At 67.6% G+C, this 17,458-nt stretch carries 19 protein-coding genes; 8 read left to right on the top strand and 11 right to left on the bottom strand.

What is annotated here, in order from left to right:
• Positions 1-19: 19 nt before the first annotated feature.
• Together BXU09_RS12165 and BXU09_RS12160 are read left to right on the top strand one after the other, a co-directional pair.
• The gene (locus BXU09_RS12165) at positions 20-1,009 is read left to right on the top strand and encodes an NADPH:quinone oxidoreductase family protein (protein WP_078304996.1); all 990 of its coding nucleotides are present in this window, start codon (positions 20-22) and stop codon (positions 1,007-1,009) included.
• A 282-nt stretch (positions 1,010-1,291) separates the two neighbouring features.
• The gene (locus tag BXU09_RS12160; protein ID WP_144012103.1) at positions 1,292-2,503 is read left to right on the top strand and encodes a hypothetical protein; all 1,212 of its coding nucleotides are present in this window, start codon (positions 1,292-1,294) and stop codon (positions 2,501-2,503) included.
• 63 nt (positions 2,504-2,566) lie between these two features.
• Here the strand turns inward: BXU09_RS12160 and BXU09_RS12155 are convergent, their stop codons facing one another.
• From BXU09_RS12155 to purU, 3 genes are all read right to left on the bottom strand, one after another.
• Positions 2,567-3,010: a hypothetical protein gene (locus tag BXU09_RS12155; protein ID WP_078303184.1), complete on the bottom strand. Its 444-nt coding sequence runs from the start codon at positions 3,008-3,010 to the stop codon at positions 2,567-2,569.
• A 126-nt stretch (positions 3,011-3,136) separates the two neighbouring features.
• Positions 3,137-4,039, bottom strand: a complete 903-nt coding sequence (locus BXU09_RS12150; RefSeq protein WP_078303181.1) for a transposase — start codon at positions 4,037-4,039, stop codon at positions 3,137-3,139.
• A 458-nt stretch (positions 4,040-4,497) separates the two neighbouring features.
• A complete protein-coding gene (gene purU, locus BXU09_RS12145) occupies positions 4,498-5,385 on the bottom strand; it encodes a formyltetrahydrofolate deformylase (RefSeq protein WP_078303177.1) in 888 nt (295 codons plus the stop codon).
• A 44-nt stretch (positions 5,386-5,429) separates the two neighbouring features.
• On the opposite strand from purU, the gene BXU09_RS12140 reads away from it, so the two are divergent.
• Together BXU09_RS12140 and BXU09_RS12135 are read left to right on the top strand one after the other, a co-directional pair.
• On the top strand, positions 5,430-6,524 hold the full coding sequence (locus BXU09_RS12140) for an aminopeptidase (RefSeq protein ID WP_078303173.1): 1,095 nt from the start codon (positions 5,430-5,432) through the stop codon (positions 6,522-6,524).
• Positions 6,525-6,625: 101 nt separating this feature from the next.
• Positions 6,626-7,186: an AAA family ATPase gene (locus tag BXU09_RS12135; protein ID WP_078303170.1), complete on the top strand. Its 561-nt coding sequence runs from the start codon at positions 6,626-6,628 to the stop codon at positions 7,184-7,186.
• Here the strand turns inward: BXU09_RS12135 and BXU09_RS12130 are convergent.
• Positions 7,177-7,662 carry a hypothetical protein gene (locus BXU09_RS12130; protein ID WP_078303167.1) on the bottom strand — a complete coding sequence of 162 codons (486 nt, stop codon included), beginning with the start codon at positions 7,660-7,662 and terminating at the stop codon, positions 7,177-7,179. The two genes, BXU09_RS12135 and BXU09_RS12130, sit on opposite strands and share 10 nt — an antisense overlap.
• A 54-nt stretch (positions 7,663-7,716) precedes the next feature.
• Entirely contained in the window at positions 7,717-8,307 is a 591-nt protein-coding gene (locus BXU09_RS12125) for a C39 family peptidase (protein WP_240501216.1), read from the bottom strand.
• A 399-nt stretch (positions 8,308-8,706) separates the two neighbouring features.
• Between BXU09_RS12125 and nrdI the strand changes: the two genes are divergently transcribed.
• The 4 genes from nrdI to BXU09_RS12105 all read left to right on the top strand — a co-directional run bounded on the left by nrdI (position 8,707) and on the right by BXU09_RS12105 (position 12,601).
• Positions 8,707-9,111, top strand: a complete 405-nt coding sequence (nrdI, locus tag BXU09_RS12120; RefSeq protein WP_240501215.1) for a class Ib ribonucleoside-diphosphate reductase assembly flavoprotein NrdI — start codon at positions 8,707-8,709, stop codon at positions 9,109-9,111.
• Positions 9,095-11,182, top strand: coding sequence for a class 1b ribonucleoside-diphosphate reductase subunit alpha (nrdE, locus tag BXU09_RS12115; protein WP_078303160.1), 2,088 nt, complete (start codon positions 9,095-9,097; stop codon positions 11,180-11,182). The genes nrdI and nrdE overlap by 17 nt, the downstream gene beginning before the upstream one ends.
• Positions 11,183-11,331: 149 nt before the next feature.
• The gene (locus BXU09_RS12110; protein ID WP_078303157.1) at positions 11,332-12,330 is read left to right on the top strand and encodes a ribonucleotide-diphosphate reductase subunit beta; all 999 of its coding nucleotides are present in this window, start codon (positions 11,332-11,334) and stop codon (positions 12,328-12,330) included.
• Positions 12,323-12,601, top strand: coding sequence for a thioredoxin (locus BXU09_RS12105; RefSeq protein WP_078303153.1), 279 nt, complete (start codon positions 12,323-12,325; stop codon positions 12,599-12,601). Before BXU09_RS12110 ends, BXU09_RS12105 begins: the two co-directional genes overlap by 8 nt.
• A gap of 4 nt (positions 12,602-12,605) precedes the next feature.
• On the opposite strand, the gene BXU09_RS12100 is transcribed toward BXU09_RS12105, so the two are convergent.
• The 6 genes from BXU09_RS12100 to polA form a co-directional block, all read right to left on the bottom strand.
• Positions 12,606-12,836 (bottom strand): hypothetical protein, encoded by a 231-nt coding sequence (locus BXU09_RS12100; RefSeq protein ID WP_144012102.1) that lies wholly within the window; start codon positions 12,834-12,836, stop codon positions 12,606-12,608.
• A 12-nt stretch (positions 12,837-12,848) separates the two neighbouring features.
• Complete coding sequence (locus BXU09_RS12095) at positions 12,849-13,034, bottom strand: HAD-IA family hydrolase (RefSeq protein ID WP_078303146.1); 186 nt, start codon at positions 13,032-13,034, stop codon at positions 12,849-12,851.
• Positions 13,035-13,045: 11 nt separating this feature from the next.
• Entirely contained in the window at positions 13,046-13,612 is a 567-nt protein-coding gene (locus BXU09_RS12090; protein WP_144011981.1) for an IS630 family transposase, read from the bottom strand.
• Positions 13,609-14,091 carry a winged helix-turn-helix domain-containing protein gene (locus BXU09_RS12085; RefSeq protein ID WP_274540277.1) on the bottom strand — a complete coding sequence of 161 codons (483 nt, stop codon included), beginning with the start codon at positions 14,089-14,091 and terminating at the stop codon, positions 13,609-13,611. The genes BXU09_RS12090 and BXU09_RS12085 overlap by 4 nt, the downstream gene beginning before the upstream one ends.
• A 29-nt stretch (positions 14,092-14,120) precedes the next feature.
• Entirely contained in the window at positions 14,121-14,558 is a 438-nt protein-coding gene (locus tag BXU09_RS12080; RefSeq protein WP_346417568.1) for an HAD family phosphatase, read from the bottom strand.
• Positions 14,559-14,652: 94 nt separating this feature from the next.
• The gene (gene polA, locus BXU09_RS12075) at positions 14,653-17,442 is read right to left on the bottom strand and encodes a DNA polymerase I (RefSeq protein ID WP_078303142.1); all 2,790 of its coding nucleotides are present in this window, start codon (positions 17,440-17,442) and stop codon (positions 14,653-14,655) included.
• Between the last annotated feature and the right edge of the window lie 16 nt (positions 17,443-17,458).

Below are 17,458 nucleotides of genomic sequence, written 5' to 3'. Positions count from 1 at the left end.
GTCGGGTATGCTGCGCCTCATGAGTGAATCCATGAAGGCCATCCGGGTCGAACGACTCGGCCCCCCAGACGTGATGGAACTCCAGGACGTTCCCGCCCCCACCCCCGGCCCCGGCGAGGTCCGCATCGAGGTCGAGGCCGTCGGCATCAACTTCGCGGACGTCCTGAGCGTCGCCGGGGAGTACCTGACCCGCACCCGCGTGCCGTACACGCCGGGCATGGAATTCGCCGGGATCGTCGAATCCCTCGGCGAGGGCGTCACGGGCGTGCAGGTCGGGCAGCGGGTGGCCGCGCTGGGCGGCAGCGGCGCCCTGGCCCGCTACTCGGTCGTGAACGCCGCCGGGCTGATCCCCGTCCCGGAGAACCTGAGCGGCGCGCAGGCCGCCGCGTTCCCCGTGTCGTACTTCACCGCGTACCACGGCCTGAAAACCCTGGGGCGCGGCGTGGAGGGCGAGTGGGTGCTCGTGCAGGCCGCCGCCGGGGCGCTCGGCACCGCCAGCATCCAGCTCGCCAGGGCGATGGGCATGCACGTGATCGCGCTGGCCAGCACCGACGAGAAACTCGCGCTGGCCCGCGACCTGGGCGCCGACGTGACCATCCTCCAGGACGACCCGGACCGCGTGCAGAAAGTTCGTGACGCGGCCGGCGGCAAGGGCGTGCCCCTGATCCTGGAAGTCGTGGGCGGCAAACGCTTCCAGGAGAGCCTGGACATGGCCGCCCCGCAGGGCCGGATCATCGTGATCGGGAACGCCAGCCGCGAGCAGGCGAACCTGCGCCCCGTGGAACTCATGAAACGCAACCTGACTGTCACGGGCCTGTGGCTGACCAGCCTGATGAACGACCGCGCCGCGACCATGCAGGCCGCGCAGGCCCTCGCCGGACTGGTCGGAAGCGGGAAGGTCACACCGCAGGTCGGCCCCACCTACGCCCTGGCCGACAGCGCCCGCGCCTTCCAGGACCTGCTGGACCGCAAGACGACCGGCAAGGTCATCATCGAACCCGCCCGCTGACCCGGCCCTCCCTGCTGACCGCCACCCCGCCCCTGCGGCCGGTGGCGGTTTTTCGCGTGCCGAACGGCCCGGCAGCGGACCTGACCGACAGCTGATCACGGCCCGGTCATGGTGGGCCGGGCACCATGACCCCCGACATGACCCGCGAGAGATCCGCCGCGCCGCTCACGCTAACGCCCCCGTAACGCCCGGACGGGCACACTCGGAGACACCGCTGCCCATTCCTCCCACCTGCTGCCTGCCGACCGATCACCGAGCCGCTTCACCCTGGAGGTTCCTGCCATGCCTGCTACTCCCCCCACCCGGCCCGCCTGCCTGCCATCCCACCGGCCGCCCGGCCGTTCCCTGGTGACGCGGGTGGTGATCGTGGGAGGAGGCCCGGCCGGACTGGCCGCGTACCGGGCGATCCTGCGCGCCTGCGGAAGTGCCGTGCGGAGCGGTGACGTGCACCTGAGCGTGATCAGCGGCACGCCGGACTTCCGTGCGCCCGGCCTGAACGCCGACGTGCTGGCCGGACACCTGACGGCGCAGCACCTCTGCACGCCCCTGCGCCGTCTCATGCCGCGCGCGACCGTGCTGATGGGCCGGGTGGCGCAGGCGGACCTGACCATGCAGCGCCTTCAGGTGAGCCGCGCCGATCACAGTCCCTGCTGGCTGGGCTTCGATCACCTGATTCTCAGCGAGGCCCGCCCGGACGCGGACACCGGCCCGCTGGCCGCTCGCCTGGACACCCACCGGCCTGCCCATGTCACCGTACTGGACGGCGACGGGGCCGGGGTGGAACTGGCCCTGGCCGCGTGCGAACGGCAGCGGCAACGCGACCCGGAGCGCGGGCCGGGCCGCGTGACCCTGCTGTGCAGCAGCGAGTTGTCCGGCGGGCGTCCGGGCGTGGGTTCACCCGTGCGGGCGGCGCTGGCGGCGGCCGGGGTGACCGCGCACGAACTGACCCGCGCCGTCCACACCGCGAGCGGCGGGGTGCGTGACCAGTACGGCCGGCTGCACCCGTCCGACCTGACCGTGTCGGCCGACGCCGCGCCGCCCGTCCTGCCCGGCACGGAGAGCCTGCCCCGTGATGGGCGCGGTTCCCTGCTCACCGACGCGACCCTGCGCGTTCCGGACCCCGCGAACGTCTGGGCGGCCCGAACGCCCGCGCAGGGCGCCCACGCCGGGCGGAACGTGGCCCGCGCCCTGCGCCGCCGCGAGGCGCAGCCCGTCCCGGACGGCCAGTGGACGGCCCACAGCCTGCGCCTGGGCCACTGGAACGCCGTGACCTACCTGCGCCTCCTGCCCACACCGACCGGGGGCGGGGGCAGGAGTCTGATCCTGCGGGGACGGCTGGGCTGGCTGGCGCGGACGCTGCTGCTCAGCGCGGCCCTGCCTCGCCCGGCAGAGCGGCTGCGGGTCGCGCTCGCCCTGCTGCGCCCCGCTCCGCGCGCCGGGCGGGACGTCCCGGCCGCGCCGCGCGCTGCCGCCGACCGACCCACCCCGGTCTGAACCGGCCCCCGCCCACGCGGGAAAGGGCCACGGGGGAAGGGGGCCGGGCGCCGCAGGGAACGGTTACTGCGTGAAGAAGCGCAGCAGGGGCCGCCACCAGGGAATGCCGGCCAGGATGACGATCATGGACAGGCCGGTCCACAGGGCGGCCGCGCGGAATTTCAGGGGATCGCTGGCGGCCTTGCGGCTCTGGACGCTGCCCAGCGTGGCGAACACGGCGGCCAGGACGCCCAGGCCCAGGTGTTCCCACTGGAAGCTCTCGCGGGGCGCGCCAGCGAACACCGGAATGTTCTGCATGCCCATGAACGCGAACAGCATCAGGCCCAGCACCAGTTGCAGGTGCAGGCTGCCCATGAACGCCACGACGGGTCGGCGGTCGGCGGGCGTGAAGGGCCGCCCGCTGCTCAGGCCGGGAATGGTCTGAGACAGTGCCCACAGGCCGGTCAGCAGGATTACCCAGCGGTTGAGGTTGTGGAGGGTCAGCAGCACGAGGTACAGGGTCGCCATGCCCGACAGCCTAACCTGACCGATCGGTAAGCTCAAGGGACACGGGCGCGACGGGACGTGGAGCAGACCTCACAGCGCCCCTGCTCACGCCATCTCATACGGATTCCGCTGGGAGCCTGACATAAATCATGAGAAACCCTGAACGACGTTCCAGCCGAATGGCGATCGTCGACGACGTGACGGTTCAGGATCACAGGCCTGGGAGAGGCGCAGCCTCTCCAGGACTGGCGTTCGACGTGTCAATGCCTGGCGAATGGCACGCAACCCTATCTGCGCATAACTCAAGCCCCGTGTCCAGTGTGGATCGACCTCCCGTCGTTTCCCCTCCTCCGTGACGGCAGTTCCCTCGCTCAAGACCATCAGGTACGCCATTCCCAGCACGCACCAGAGTTTCTCCAGTTGGTGCGCCTGATCCAGGCGTGTATCCTCCAGGTTGAATGCCCCGCTCTTCAGGTCGAGGAAGGATTCCTCGACCTGAGTACGTTGGTGATGCTCCGCAAATGTTCGCCTGTTGCAGGGCTGATTACTCACGATGAACCACGGATCACGCTGCCCAAAGGGCCGCACTGCCGCGATGTTCACGGGCCCGTACTTCTGCCCCGTGACGTACACCCCATGCCGCACGACCAACTGACCGTGTTGGCTGAGCTGTGACTGAAATTGCCCCAAGGACGCTCCGTTCTGATCAAAGAGGTGGATGGGACCCTTGCCGCGCATCATCCACCGCCATCTGAAGGTGGTGAAGTCGTCCATCAACGTGTGATCCAGGAAGCCCCGGTCTGCATAGATGCAGACCTCTTCGACCTGTGGCAGGTGAACGAGCAGACACTGGACACTGGCCAGCACAGGGTAAATCTCCTGATTCCCCACCGTAGAACTGCCATGACGGATGACACGCCAGGACAGCGGCACGGCACGCCCCCGGTAGAGGAGGGAGACGCAGATCACGCACCAGCGTTTGAACAGGAGAGTGGTGTCCAGGGCGAGGGTGATGCGGGCATCACCCCAGTCACGCAGTGCGACCTGCATGAGGTGCTGGTAGACCGCGCGCCAGGGGACGGTGGAAGACGTCAGTGCGCGGAGGAATCGTCGTTCATGACTCTGGGCGTATCGGGCTCGGGAGACCACGAAAGGAGCACCACGCGGCTGGGTGAGGAATGCAGGTCAGGAGGAGGCCGGCAACCATCCAGGCGAACGTTCGGGCATGTCGCTGATCCGACCATGGGGCAGTTCGCAGGAGGTCGAAGATGCGGTGGAATAGGATGGAGGCGTCCCCGTCAGTGTGCTGTTCTTGTTTCATGGCCATTCAAGAATGCCCCGTCGGGGGCATTCTCATCATTTGTGTCAGGCTCCCAGCGGATTCCGTCTGTTTCGCTGACAATCCGGAACTTCACCGGATTGCCAACTCCACGCCCGGAACCCGCTTCTCTCCTTCTCGCTCCGCTCGGATTGAACGGTCTTTGCAGCCCATTCAATCGGAGTCCGGATCAGAACACGACAGTCTTGTTGCCGTGCACCAGCACGCGGTCCTCCACGTGCGCCTTCACGGCGCGGGCCAGCACCTGCCGTTCCACGTCGCGGCCCAGGCGCATCAGGGTGTCCGGCGTCTCGCGGTGCGTGACGGGAATCACGTCCTGCGCGATGATCGGCCCGGCGTCCAGCTCCTCGGTGACGTAGTGGCTGGTCGCGCCGATCAGTTTCACGCCCCGGTTGAACGCCGCGCGGTACGGGTTGGCGCCCACGAACGCCGGCAGGAACGAGTGGTGAATGTTGATCACGGGCCGCCCGAACGAGCGCAGCAGCTCGCCGCTCAGGATCTGCATGTAGCGGGCCAGCACGGCGAAATCCACGTTCGCCTCGTGCATCAGGCGCACCTGCTCGGCCTCGGCCTCGGCCTTGTTCTCCTTGGTGACCTTCACAACGTGGAAGGGAATGCCGAACATCTCCGCGTCGCGGCGCAGGTCCTCGTGGTTGCTGATGATCAGCGGGATCTCCACGTTCAGTTCGCCCCGGCGCTTGCGCCACATCAGGTCCAGGAAGCAGTGGTCGTAACGGCTGACGAGTACGGCCATGCGTTTGGGCTGCGTGGTGTAGTGCACGCTCCAGTCCATCTCGAACGGCGTGGCGACCACGTTCGCGAACGCCCGCTCGAACGGCTCGCGGGCCAGGTCCAGCCCCGCGAGGTGGAATTCCATGCGCATGAAGAACGTCCCGCCCTGCGGGTCCGTGCTGTGCTGGTCACTGTGGATGATGTTCGCGCCGTGGTTGTGCAGGAACTGCGAGACGGCCGCGACGATCCCGCCCCGGTCCGGGCAGGCGATCGTCAGTACGGCAGTGTTCAGGGGGTCGGGCGCGGTTGAAGCTGGGGCCGTCATATCCGGCGAGAATACCCCGCGCGGCGGGTGGTAGCCTCGCGGACGTGCAAACAAACACCTCTTACGTGGCGTACGACCCGGACCTTCACGCGGCCCTGCTGGCCGACTACTGCCTGTCGGCCGCGCCCGGCGAGCGCCTGCTGGTCGCGGGCGGGCAGGCGGCCACGCCCCTGATCCGCGCCGTGACCCGCGCCCTGCTCACGCGCGGCGCGCGGCCCGTCGTGCGCGTGGACTACCCCGGCCAGCAGGAGGACTTCGCGGAACTCGCCAGTGACGCCGTGCTGGACGCCATTCACCCTGCCGACCTGAGCGACGTGGAAGCCCTGGACGGCAGCCTGCGCGTCCTGACGCCCGCCCCCGCCCACCCCGTGGACGCCGCCCGCCGCGCCCGCCTGCTGGCCGCGAACGCCCCCGTCGCCTCCGCCCGCGCCCGCCGCAAGTGGAGCCTGACCCTGTACCCCACCGCACACGCCGCCGCGCAGGCCGGCATGAATGAGGCGCAGTTCGGGGATTTCGTGATGCGCGCCATGTTCCTCGACCGGCCCGACCCGGTCGCCGCGTGGGCCGAAGTTCGCGCCACCCAGGCGCGCCTGATCGAACGCCTGACCCGCGCCGACGTGGTCCGCATCGAGGCGCCCGGCACCGACCTGACCCTGCGCGTGAGCGGCCGCACCTGGGCGAACAGCGACGGGCGGCGCAACATGCCCAGCGGCGAGGTCTTCACCGGCCCACACGAGGACAGCGCCGAAGGGATCGTGACCTTCACCGTGCCCGCCGAGTACCAGGGGCAGATGGTGCGCGGCGCCCGCCTGGAATTCCGCGCCGGGCAGGTCGTGACCGCCAGCGCCGACGAGGGCGAGAGCGCCCTGCACGCCGCGCTGGACACCGACCCCGGCGCGCGCCGCCTGGGCGAACTGGGCATCGGCACGAACACCGGCATTCAGGTGCCCACCGGGAACATCCTGTTCGACGAGAAGATCGGCGGAACCGTGCACCTCGCCATCGGCAAGAGCTACCCGGAAACGGGCGGCGTGAACGCCAGCGCCGTCCACTGGGACCTGATCACCGACCTGCGCCAGGGCGGCCGCCTGAGCCTGGACGGCGAGATCGTGCAGGAAGACGGCGTGTTCCTGATCTGATACGGAATCCGGACAGCGGCCGCCAGTCGCTGGTCAAGCTGTCGCCGGTCACGTGACATCTGAGGAAGGGCGTGGGCAGGGGCTGCGCTACGCTGCCCGGCATGAGTGGCGTGATCTGGGTGTTCAGCGGCAGTCCGGGTGCGGGCAAGAGTACGGTGTCGGCGGCGCTACTGGGCCGCTTCCCGTTCGGGCTGCACCTGTCCATTGACGATCTGCGTGAACAGGTGGTCTCCGGGCTGGCGCAGCCAGCGCTGGATCACCCGCCGGAAGCCGTGCGGCAGTTCGCGCTGGCCCGCACGTCGGCGGCGCAGACGGCCCGCCTGTACGCGCAGGAGGGCTTTGCGGTGGCCATCGAGGATGTGCTGTGGCCGGACGATCTGGCGTTCATGGCGCGCCACTGGGCGGGTCTGGACGTGCGCCCGGTGCGGCTGCACACCACCCTGGAGGTCGCACACGAACGCAACCGGACCCGCACGAACAAGACGTACGACACGTCCGTGCTCGTTCCCCTGATCGACGGACTGTACGGGCAGATGCCGCCCGAACTGTTCCGCGAGGCTGGCTGGGCAGTCGTGGACAGCAGCGCCCTGAGCCTGGAGGCGACCGTGGACGCCCTGCTGGCCCTGACGTGGCCCGCCAGGTCTGAATTCGGTCAGTCCTGAAGCACGGCCTCGCACTGACCGAGCGGGGTGTCCTGTTGCAGGTACGAGCGGGTCAGGTCGCCGTACACGTGCGTGCGGGGCGGGCCGCCGTCGCGGATCAGGCAGCCGTACAGCACGCCCGGCTGCCCGGCATTCCAGACGATCATGGTTTCACCGCTCAGCGGTTCTCGGGTGATGACCGGCGCGGTGTTCGGGAACAGGATGCGCGCGGCGAACAGGCCCGTCTGGTTGGTCGTGAGCTTCGGCACGGGCCGGTCCCGCCAGAACAGCTGCGTGCGGTCGCTGGCGATCTCATCGCTGAACAGGCCGGTGCGGGCCACGGTTCGCAGGGGCACCGGGCCGTCCTGTCCCGTGACGATCCAGGTCTGACCGGCGTTGAAACTGCTGCGCGGGTCGTTCAACAGCGCGCAGCTACCCAGCAGGGCGGGCATGAACAGGGCAGGCAGGAGCGGCGCGGTCAGGCGGCGGATGGGCATGCCGTCAGTGTACGGACGGCCAGTGCCCCGGCGCGGCGCACCTGAGCGGCCCCCTTACCCGATGACCTTCCGGACCGTCCCGGCCAGGGTGGGCAGGTACATCACTGCGAACTGGCCGCGCTGGTCGGCCCAGACGCGGTCCATGTCGCTGTAGCGCATGGCGACGTACCCCAGCAGGGGGTCCATGATGTACACCTGCCCGGTCGCGTCGTTGTACCCGACCAGCACCCGCCAGTGCGGGATGACGGTGCCGGTGTCCGTGATGTGCGATTGCAGCGCGATGATGGGCAGCCCGGCCCGGATGGCATTCTTGACGGTGTTCAGGTTCCCGCCCGTGAACAGCCGGGCCTGCATGCCGACCGTGGGGGCGTAGTTCACGATGGCCTGCGCGGTCATGTACGAGCGTTCGGTGGGGCGGGTCTGGCGGCTCACGTCGGCCATGCTGACCTGCCGCCCGAAGTACGCGAGGACCTGCGTGATACTGGCGGGGCCGCAGGCGTTGTACGACTGCCGGACGAGCGGCATGCCCTTAAGGACGTAGCCGGGCACCTTCGCGGCGGCCTGCGCGGGGGCGGGTAAGGCGAGGCTGGTACTCAGCGGGGCGGCGCACAGCAGGGTCAGCAGGAAGCGGGCGGGGAACGGCACCGGGGCATCATGCCGCGCGGGCCGTCACGGGGGTCTTTCAGTGCGGGACACGCCGGGCCGGCAGAGTCAAGATCTTGCATGTGCAGGTGCGTTTGACCTGACCACGTACTACATGTAGACTCCGCGCTGTCGTTGCCACCCGGCAGCACTACCACCTAGCAGCACTTCGCGGGAACAGAGGGAAATCCGGTCACGCCGCCCACGCGTTGGGAGGTTCAGTCCGGTACGGTCGCGCCACGGTTTCAGTCCGGACGCTCGCCCAGCGAAGATACGCCCATCTCACGGTCCCCCGCGGTAGGGGCACAAGGCGGTTTCTCTGATGCGTACATGGGGTTCATCCTTGCGGCCTTCCGGGCTGCTCTCTGCTTCCGGGCCTGTTTTACGGGGCAGGAGTCCGGCGTGAGGCTGGTGTTCGATTCCCTGACCGGGAACGTGCGCCGCTTCGCGCTGGCGGTGTCGCGGGAGGCGGGTGACGTGCCGGTGCAGTCCGTGCGGGACGCGCCGCCCGCGCCGGGTGAGCCGTTCCTGCTGCTGACGTACACGTTCGGGCAGGGGGAGGTTCCGGCCAGCACGGCGGCGTTCCTGCGGTCGCACGCGGGGGGGCTGCGGGGCGTGGTCGCCAGCGGCAGTTACCACTGGGGCGCGAATTTCGGGCGGGCGGGGGACCGGATCGCGTCGGAGTTCCGGGTGCCGCTGGTGGCGCGTCTGAACAAGGGTGGCACGGTCTCGGACCGTGAGCAGGTCACGCGCTGGGTGCGGTCGCACCTGCCGGGTGGGGGGGAAACGTATGGAACGCTGGATTGAACTGAACAACCGGGTGCTTTCGGGCACGCACATCGACACGAGCCATGACGCGCAGGCGCTGCGGGCGTACTTCACGGAGAAGGTGAACCCCAATACCGTGACGTTCCCGACGCTGGCCGAGAAGGTCGCGTACATGACCGAGAAGGGCGTGTGGGACCCGGCGGTGTTCGCGCGGTACCACCCGCGTGACGTGAAGGCCGTGTTCCAGCGGGCGTACAGCTACGACTTCCGGTTCCGGTCGTTCATGGGGGCGTTCAAGTTCTACAGCGAGTACGCGACCATGACCCCGGACCGCCAGCAGTGGCTGGAGCGCTTCGAGGATCGCCTGAGCGTGACGGCCCTGGCGCGCAGCAGCAGCGTCGAGGAGGCGCTGGAACTCGTGCATCATCTGGTGAACCAGACGTTCACGCCGGCCACGCCCACCCTGATGAATTCCGGGAAGGCGAACACGGGGCGGCTGGTCAGTTGCTTCCTCTTGCAGGACTGCACGGACAACCTGGATTCCATCACGAAGACGCTGTCGTTCGTGGCGGAACTCAGCAAGGGCGGCGGCGGGATCGGCGTGGAGGTCAGTAACCTGCGCGCGCGTGGCGAGAGTCTGCGCGGCATTCAGAACGTCACGAAGGGCGTGATGGGCGTGGCGAAGATGCTGGACAACATGCTGCGCTACGCCGATCAGGCCGGGCAGCGGCCGGGCGCGGGGGCGATCTACCTGAGCGTCATGCACGCCGACTTCCTGGATACCCTGAGTGCCAAGAAGATCGCCACGGACGAGGACGCGCGCCTGAAGACCCTGTCGGTCGGGGCGACCGTGCCGGACGTGTTCATGCAGAAGGTCCGGGCCGGTGAGGACATCTACCAGTTCTACCCGCACTCGCTGTTCCAGGCGACGGGGCGCGAGTTCACGAGCATCGACTGGACGCGCGAGTACGACGCGCTGGTCGCGAACCCGGACATCCGCAAGAAGCGCGTGTCGGCGCGGCGTGTCATGGAGGAGATCGCGGTCACGCAGGGCGAGAGCGGGTACCCGTACCTGCTGTTCGAGGGCAACGCGAACGCCGTGAACCCCATCCCGAACGTCGGGACGATCAAGATGAGCAACCTGTGCAGCGAGATCCTGCAACCCACGCTGCCCAGCACCTTCCACGCCTACGGGCAGGAGGCGAAGGATCAGGTGGGGCTGGACGTGAGCTGCAATCTCGCGTCGCTGGTGATCGAGCAGAGCGTCGCCAGTGGCGACCTGGGCCGCGTGGTGCGCGCCGCCGTGCGCATGCTGGACGACGTGGCCCGCTCCACCAGCATCACGGAGGTGCCCGCCGTGCGCCGCGCCAACGACGAGATGCGCAGCATCGGCCTGGGCGCCATGGGCCTGCACTCGTTCCTGGCGAAGAACGAGATCGCGTACGGCAGCCCCGAGGCGCTGGAGTTCGTGGACGTGTACTTCGCGGCCGTGCACTACCACGCCCGCCGCGCCAGCATGGAGATCGCGCGCGACACCGGCTTCGTGTTCCGGGGCTTCGAAGGCAGTCGCTACCAGAGCGGCGAGCACTTCGCGCAGTACCTCACGCAGGACTTCGCGCCCCGCACGCCCGAAGTCGCCGCGCTGTTCGACGGTCACCAGCTGCCCACCCGCGAGGACTGGGCGCAGCTGGTACAGGACATCCAGACGCACGGGCTGGCGCACTCGTTCGTCATGGCGATCGCCCCGACGGGTAGCATCAGTTACGTCAGCAACGCGTCGGCCAGCATCATGCCCATCACGGAACGCGTCGAGACCCGCACCAGCAACAAGGCCCGCACCATCTACCCCATGCCGCACTTAAGCGAACTGACCGAGTGGTTCTACGAGGAAGCGTACGACATGGACCAGCGCCGCGTGATCGACACGGTCGCCGCCGCGCAGAAGCACGTGGACCAGGGCATCAGCTGCACGCTGTTCATCCCCAGCAGCGCCACCACCCGCACCCTGCAACGCTACTACCTGTACGCCTACGCCAAGGGGCTGAAAACGCTGTACTACACGCGACTGCGCAAGGTCAGCATCGACGAGTGCCTCAGCTGCGCCGTCTGACGGCGGGCCGCAGGCCCCGAGCGGAGCGAGAGACCGACCCGGCAGCGGCGTGCAGTGGAATGGACGGGAGTGCCGTCCTCCCGTCCGTGGAACGGAACGCCGCGCCCCCACACCGAACCCCTCCCCCACCCCCCCCTGTGAGACTCCCCATGACCCGAACCCCCTTTACTGCCACGAACTGGAGCGAACCCGAGGACAGCTTCTCGGTCACGTTCTACGAGAAGTACACCTCGCAACTGTGGTTCCCGGAAGAGATTCCGCTGTCGAATGACGCCATCGTCTGGAAGTCCCTGACCGACGCCGAACGCTGGACGTACATGCACGCCTCGGCCGGCCTGAACGCCCTGGACACCCTGCAGGGCGAGGTCGGCATGCCCGCCCTGCGTGGGCTGGTGCCGGGCCACATCCGCAAGGCGACCCTGCAATTCCAGGGCATGATGGAAGACATTCACGCCCGCTCCTACAGCCTGATGAACAAGACATTCCTGTCCACCACCGAGGAGCGCGCCGTGTTCGCATGGGTGGAATCACAGCCGCAACTTCAGTTCAAGATCGCGTTCATTCAGGACGTGTTCGCCGACCCGGACACCAGCGACTTCGGGCTGTGGCGCAAGATGGTCGTGTCGTGCATGCTGGAAACGGCACTGTTCTACAGCGGCTTCTACTACCCGCTACTGATGGCCGGGCAGGGCCGCATGGTGTCGGCCGGCGAGATCTTCAACCTGATCATCCTCGACGAGGCCGTGCACGGCGTGTACGTGGCGCTGCTCGCCCAGGAACGCTTCGAGGCCCTGAGCGAGGCGCAGCAGGCAGAAGCCCTGGCGTGGTTCGACGGCGCGCTGGACACCCTGTACCGCAACGAACTGGCGTACACCGACACCCTGTACGCCGGGGTGGGCCTGACCGAGGACGTGGGGCGCTTCATCCGCTTCAACTTCAACGTGCTGGCCGACAACCTGGGCCTCCCGCGCCGCTTCCCGGACGAGGACATCAACCCGGTCGTCCTGAACGGCATCCGCACGCGAGGCACCACGCACGACTTCTTCAGCGCCAAGGGCAGCAGCTACGCCAAACTGAACGTGGAACCCCTGGCCGACGAGGACTTCGCGGAACTCTGGCCCGAACGCACGGCGGTCGCGCATGACTGACACCGATCAGAACCGGCCGTTCGTGCTGTTCACGCAGGACCAGTGCCCGCAGTGCGAAACCCTCAAGCGCATGCTGGCCCTGCCCCTGCGCGGCGCGTTCGACGCCCAGATCGAGGTCCTGCACCGCCAGGAACAACCCGACGCCTTCGCACAGCTCGCCGAAGCACACGCCCTGGCCCGCACACCCGCCCTGCTCCACTGCCCCAGCGGCAAGTTGCTGCTCGACACCGGCAGCCTCAGCGCCGTCAAAGCGTTCCTGACGCAGGGGTAAACGATCAATCGGGCGGATCGGACCTCTGCTTTGTCACTTCCAATCGCTGCTGAACGCGTCGGAGCGTCACTGTGGACTCTTCAGCGTGGGGGTCAAGGATGTTCCCCGAACTAACCCGCATCAAGATTCCCAGATTCCAGAGCAGCTGGCCGAATCTGAGATCAGGGTGATCGTCGACTTCCTGTAAAAGCAGGGTCAGCAGGGCAAAATTAGCTTCCTGACGGTCAGTCGTCATCTCCCCCATCCCCTACTTCACGCCCAGCGCCGCCAGTTCCTCCCGGAGCTGCGCGGCGTTCTCGTACCGCACGGCGTGCATGCCGACCGAGCGGGCCGCCTCGGCGTTCTGCGCGCGGTCGTCGATCATGACGGTCTCCTCGGGGCGGAGGCTGGCGAGGTTCAGGCCCAGGCGGTAGATGGCGGGGTTGGGTTTCATACGGATTCCGATTAATTAGCCAACAAGGGCCACCAGTAGAAGAGCGTGTGACGAGTGACCAGATCAGGTTGACCTTCCAACCAGACGCAGCGATCCGAGAGTGCTGCCTCCACCTCCTTGATGCTCTTGAACGCTCGATTCGCAATCGGTACATCCGTCAACTCCCACAGCCGTTCCGCTGGCTGCAATTCCGGCGAGTACGGCGGCAACGTCACCGTCTGAATCCCCTCAGGATGCCCGTCATCCGGTGGCAAATGGAAACCGGCCCCATCCTGAACGACCAACACACGATGGTCGGCGCCCGCGCCGACCTTCTGCGCAAACGCCGTCATGACGGCCGCATACGCCTGCTTGTTCACCACCGGGATCAACCAGAACAAGCTCTCGCCACTCTCCGGATTGACAAACGCGTACACATACAACCACTCGTATCCAGGCTGAACTGGACACGTCAACGGCTGCCCAGTTGGCGCCCACATGGAACGCCGGATCGGTTTGAGCCCGATTCGATGTTCGTCCATGCACCACAGAGAGACACGCGGTGAGAGACGCTCCGCCAGGCGGAGCGTCTCGGTCAGGACTTTGTTTTGAACGCTTCCTTGGCGGCCTCATCGCCGCCAACGTGCCGGGGTCGAGGGCGTTGAGGCGTGAAGCCCGCCGCCCGTAGGAATTCATAGGTGCGCCCGAGATGGACGGCCATTCCGTACTGCTGCTGAAGCCAGTCTTGAACGTCTTTACCGGACCACACGATGCCCTGCTCGAAGTCGGCGTGCAGTCGGGCAGCCAGGGTTTGTTGTTGCTCGGCCGTCAGGAGGCGGGGAGCGCCCTGGTTGGCGTGACGCGCGTCACGGAGGCCAGCGAGCCCCTGTTCGCGGTAGCGCTTGACCAGTCCGTAGACTGTGACCCGGTTGTACCGGGTCACTTGAAGGATCTCTGGCACGGGGCGTCCTTCTGCGAGGAGTGCGAAGAGTTGAGCTCTGCGTCGTTCGACGGCACAGGTACTGGCCCGGTAGAGATGCCAGAAGGTGTCAGCGTCATGCGCGAGAGGAGCGGTCAGAGGTATCTGTTTGATGCAACGATTATAATCTACTTAATCGGAGTCCGTATCATGACGCCCAGGTAGCAGGAACTGAAGAAGGCCAGCAGGAACTCGTGCAGGGCATAGGTGCGGATGCGGCACTCGTTCAGGTCGTGGCCTTCGTTGTTCAGGGCGTACGTACGGTACCGGCCACTCAGGTCACGGGCGATGGCCAGGGCGTCGTCGTGGGGGCGGCTCTCGGCTTCCATGGCGGCGCGGAAGGCCTCGCGGGTAAAGTCACGCGGGGCGTGGAACACCGTCTGCGACAGGTACTCGTCGAGGGTCATGCGGCCCAGTTCGAGTTCCGGCACGGCCAACTTGTGCCGCTCGGTAAACTCGGTCAGGTCCAGCCCGAAGCGTGAGAGAACATCCGCGCGTTGCTCGCGGTCCCAGCCGTTCGTGAGGAGCACCCCACCGATATCCCAGAAGACAGCCCTGATAGTCATGCGCGCAGGGTACGCCGGGGCGGCGGCAGACAGGCAGACGTACAAGAAAGTGTGAGGGGCTGGCTCCGTTCCCACAGCCCACCCCCCACATCATTTACTTCGTGTCGTACCAGTTCGGCCCGGTGCCTGCCTCGACGGCGAGGGGCACGGTGAGGCTGGCGGCGCCTTCCATGATGGTTTTCACGAGGCGGCTGATCTCTTCGGCTTTCTCTTCGGGCGCTTCGATCAGCAGTTCGTCGTGGACTTGCAGCAGGAGGTGCGCGCCGGTGCCCTGGAGTTCCCGGTCGAGTTTGATCATGGCGAGTTTTATGATGTCGGCGGCGGTACCCTGGATGGGCATGTTGTACGCGAGGCGCTCCCCGGCCTCGCGCAGAGTGCGGTTGGTGGCAATGAGTTCCGGGACGTAGCGGCGGCGGCCGTACAGCGTTTCGACGTACCCGTTCTGGCGGCCGAATTCGAGGGTGCGGTCGATGTACCCGCGGATGCCGGGGTAGGTGTTGAAGTACGTTTCGATGAATCCGGCGGCGTCGGCATAGGGGATGCCCAGGTCGTTACTCAGGCGGTGGGCGCTCATGCCGTACAGCACACCAAAGTTCACGGTCTTGGCGGCGCGGCGCTGGTTGGGGGTGATGGTGGCCTCGTCGAGTCCGAGGACCTGCGCGGCGGTGCGGCGGTGGATGTCCGCGCCTTCCTGGAAGGCCTGTTGCATCAGGGGGTCGTCGGCGATGTGCGCCAGGAGGCGCAGTTCGATCTGTGAGTAGTCGGCGCTGATCAGGCACATGCCGGGCGCGGCGATGAAGCCCTTGCGGATTTCGCGGCCGGCGTCGCTGCGGATGGGGATGTTCTGGAGGTTGGGGTTGAGGCTGCTGAGGCGGCCGGTGGCGACGGCGGCCTGCGCGAAGGTGGTGTGCAGGCGGCCCGTGGCGGGGTTCACGAGGTTGGGGAGGGGTTCGAGGTACGTGCCGCGCAGTTTTTCCAGTTCGCGGTACTCCAGCAGGGCGGGGATGATGGGGTGCTCGTCCCGGAGAGGTTCGAGGGCGGCGACGGCGGTACTGCGTTTGCCGGTCAGTTTGGTCTTCTTGCCGCTGGCGAGGCCGAGTTCGTCGTACAGGACCGCTTCGAGCTGGTCGCGGCTGCGGATCTGGAATTCGCGTCCGGCCAGCGAGTGGATCTGCGTTTCGAGGATCTGGAGGCGGGCGGCGGTGGCGGCGGACAGGCCGCGCAGGTACTCGCTGTCGAGTTGCACGCCCCGGACTTCCATGCGGGTCAGCACGCCGGAGAGGGGTTTCTCCATGTCGTCGTACAGGGCGCGGCGGGTGTCGTCGAGCAGCGGGGGCAGCAGTGTCAGGAGCTGGGCGGTGGCGGCGGCGCGACCGGCGGCGTCGTCGGGCCAGGGGGCGTTCAGATACCGCTGACTGACGGCGCTCATGGTGGTGTTGGCCGGGTCGAGCAGGTACGCCATGAGCAGGGGGTCGTCGCCGGGTTCGGTGTTCAGGCCGCGCACGCGCAAGTGTGTGGCGAGGGCCTTGGCGGCGGCGGCCGTCACGGTCGGCTGGGCGGCGAATTCGGTCTCGCTGACGGTGGCGGGGTACTGCGCGCGGAGTTTCGCGGCCGCCTTCTCCTGTTCTTTCAGGGCTTTCTCGGCGGCTTTCTGCTGCGTTTTCGTCAGGGGCGCGGCGGGCGTGTCGGGGTTGTCGAAGAGGCTGCCGGGCTGGGTGTACACCTCGGCTTTCTTCCACTGGGGGGGTTCGTGGGTGGGCGCGGTCCGCAGTAGACCGCTGTACTCCCCGGCCGCCGGGTCGCCAGTCGCCTCGAAAGTGGCGGCGTCGGTCAGGGCGGCGGTCAGGTCGTCCTCGCGGGACAGGGCGTAGCCCCAGATGACCGTCCCGGTGGGGGCCTGCCAGGGGGCCGTCTCGGTGCTCAGGTCCGGCAGGGGATCGGCGGTGGGTTCGTCGTGCGGCGCGGTGTGGTGGGCGGCGTCGTGCACGCTGTCCGGCAGGGCCGTGCCCGCATCAGCGGCGTCCAGGGCGGCCACGTCACGCTTGACGCTCATCAGGTTCAGTTCGTCCAGCAGCTCTTCCAGGCGGGCCGGGTCGCCCGGCAGTCGCCCGGTCCCGAGTTCCACGTCCAGCGGCAGGTCCGTGACCATGCACGACAGCCCGTGGCTGAACTGCACGTTCTCCTCGGAGTCCAGCAGTTTCTGGCGCGTCCCGTCGGGTTTCAGGGTTCCGGCCTTCGCGGCGGCGTAGATGCCTTCCAGCGAGCCGTACTCCTGAAGCAGCTTCGACGCGGTTTTCGGTCCGATGCCCTTGGCGCCGGGAATGTTGTCGCTGGCGTCGCCGGTCAGCGCGCGGTAATCCACCCACTGCCGGACGGTCACGCCGTACTTTTCCAGCACCTCGTCCGGGCCGATCAGGCGGAAGTCGTTCGTGATGACGCGCACGTGGTCGTCCAGCAGCTGGTACGCGTCGCGGTCACTGGTCACGATCCGCACCTGCATGCCGGTGCCCTCGGCCTTGCGGGTCAGGCTGGCGATCACGTCGTCGGCCTCGTAACCGGGTTCCTCCAGACGGGGCAGGCCGATGGCGTCCACGATCTCGCGGATGCGGTTGATCTGGGCCGGGAGGTCGGCGGGCATCTCGGCACGCCCGGCCTTGTACCCCTCGAACTGCTCGTGCCGGAAGGTCTTGACCGGCGGGTCGAACACCACGATCACCTGATTACTTTTCTGCCGTGCCAGACGCAGCGTCAGGCGCAGGAACCCCAGGATGGCGTGCGTGCTCTCCCCCTGCCGGTTGGTGAGGGGTGGCAGGGCGAAGTACGACCGGAACGCCAGGGCGTGCCCGTCGATCAGCACCAGGGTATCGGGAGAAGCGGAGGTCATAACCCCCATTCTACTG

It is taken from the genome of Deinococcus sp. LM3, assembly GCF_002017875.1.
GTDB lineage: Bacteria > Deinococcota > Deinococci > Deinococcales > Deinococcaceae > Deinococcus.
Note: the sequence above shows the minus strand (reverse complement) of the source record. Positions and strands in the feature narration are given on the sequence as shown.

Coding starts and splice junctions, on each gene's coding strand:
- BXU09_RS12165 (WP_078304996.1), top strand. CDS start 20: ATGAGTGAATCCATGAAGGCCATCCGGGTCGAACGACTCGGCCCCCCA.
- BXU09_RS12160 (WP_144012103.1), top strand. CDS start 1,292: ATGCCTGCTACTCCCCCCACCCGGCCCGCCTGCCTGCCATCCCACCGG.
- BXU09_RS12155 (WP_078303184.1), bottom strand. CDS start 3,010: ATGGCGACCCTGTACCTCGTGCTGCTGACCCTCCACAACCTCAACCGC.
- BXU09_RS12150 (WP_078303181.1), bottom strand. CDS start 4,039: ATGCAGGTCGCACTGCGTGACTGGGGTGATGCCCGCATCACCCTCGCC.
- purU (WP_078303177.1), bottom strand. CDS start 5,385: ATGACGGCCCCAGCTTCAACCGCGCCCGACCCCCTGAACACTGCCGTA.
- BXU09_RS12135 (WP_078303170.1), top strand. CDS start 6,626: ATGAGTGGCGTGATCTGGGTGTTCAGCGGCAGTCCGGGTGCGGGCAAG.
- BXU09_RS12130 (WP_078303167.1), bottom strand. CDS start 7,662: ATGCCCATCCGCCGCCTGACCGCGCCGCTCCTGCCTGCCCTGTTCATG.
- nrdE (WP_078303160.1), top strand. CDS start 9,095: ATGGAACGCTGGATTGAACTGAACAACCGGGTGCTTTCGGGCACGCAC.
- BXU09_RS12110 (WP_078303157.1), top strand. CDS start 11,332: ATGACCCGAACCCCCTTTACTGCCACGAACTGGAGCGAACCCGAGGAC.
- BXU09_RS12105 (WP_078303153.1), top strand. CDS start 12,323: ATGACTGACACCGATCAGAACCGGCCGTTCGTGCTGTTCACGCAGGAC.
- BXU09_RS12100 (WP_144012102.1), bottom strand. CDS start 12,836: ATGACGACTGACCGTCAGGAAGCTAATTTTGCCCTGCTGACCCTGCTT.
- BXU09_RS12095 (WP_078303146.1), bottom strand. CDS start 13,034: ATGAAACCCAACCCCGCCATCTACCGCCTGGGCCTGAACCTCGCCAGC.
- BXU09_RS12080 (WP_346417568.1), bottom strand. CDS start 14,558: ATGACTATCAGGGCTGTCTTCTGGGATATCGGTGGGGTGCTCCTCACG.
- polA (WP_078303142.1), bottom strand. CDS start 17,442: ATGACCTCCGCTTCTCCCGATACCCTGGTGCTGATCGACGGGCACGCC.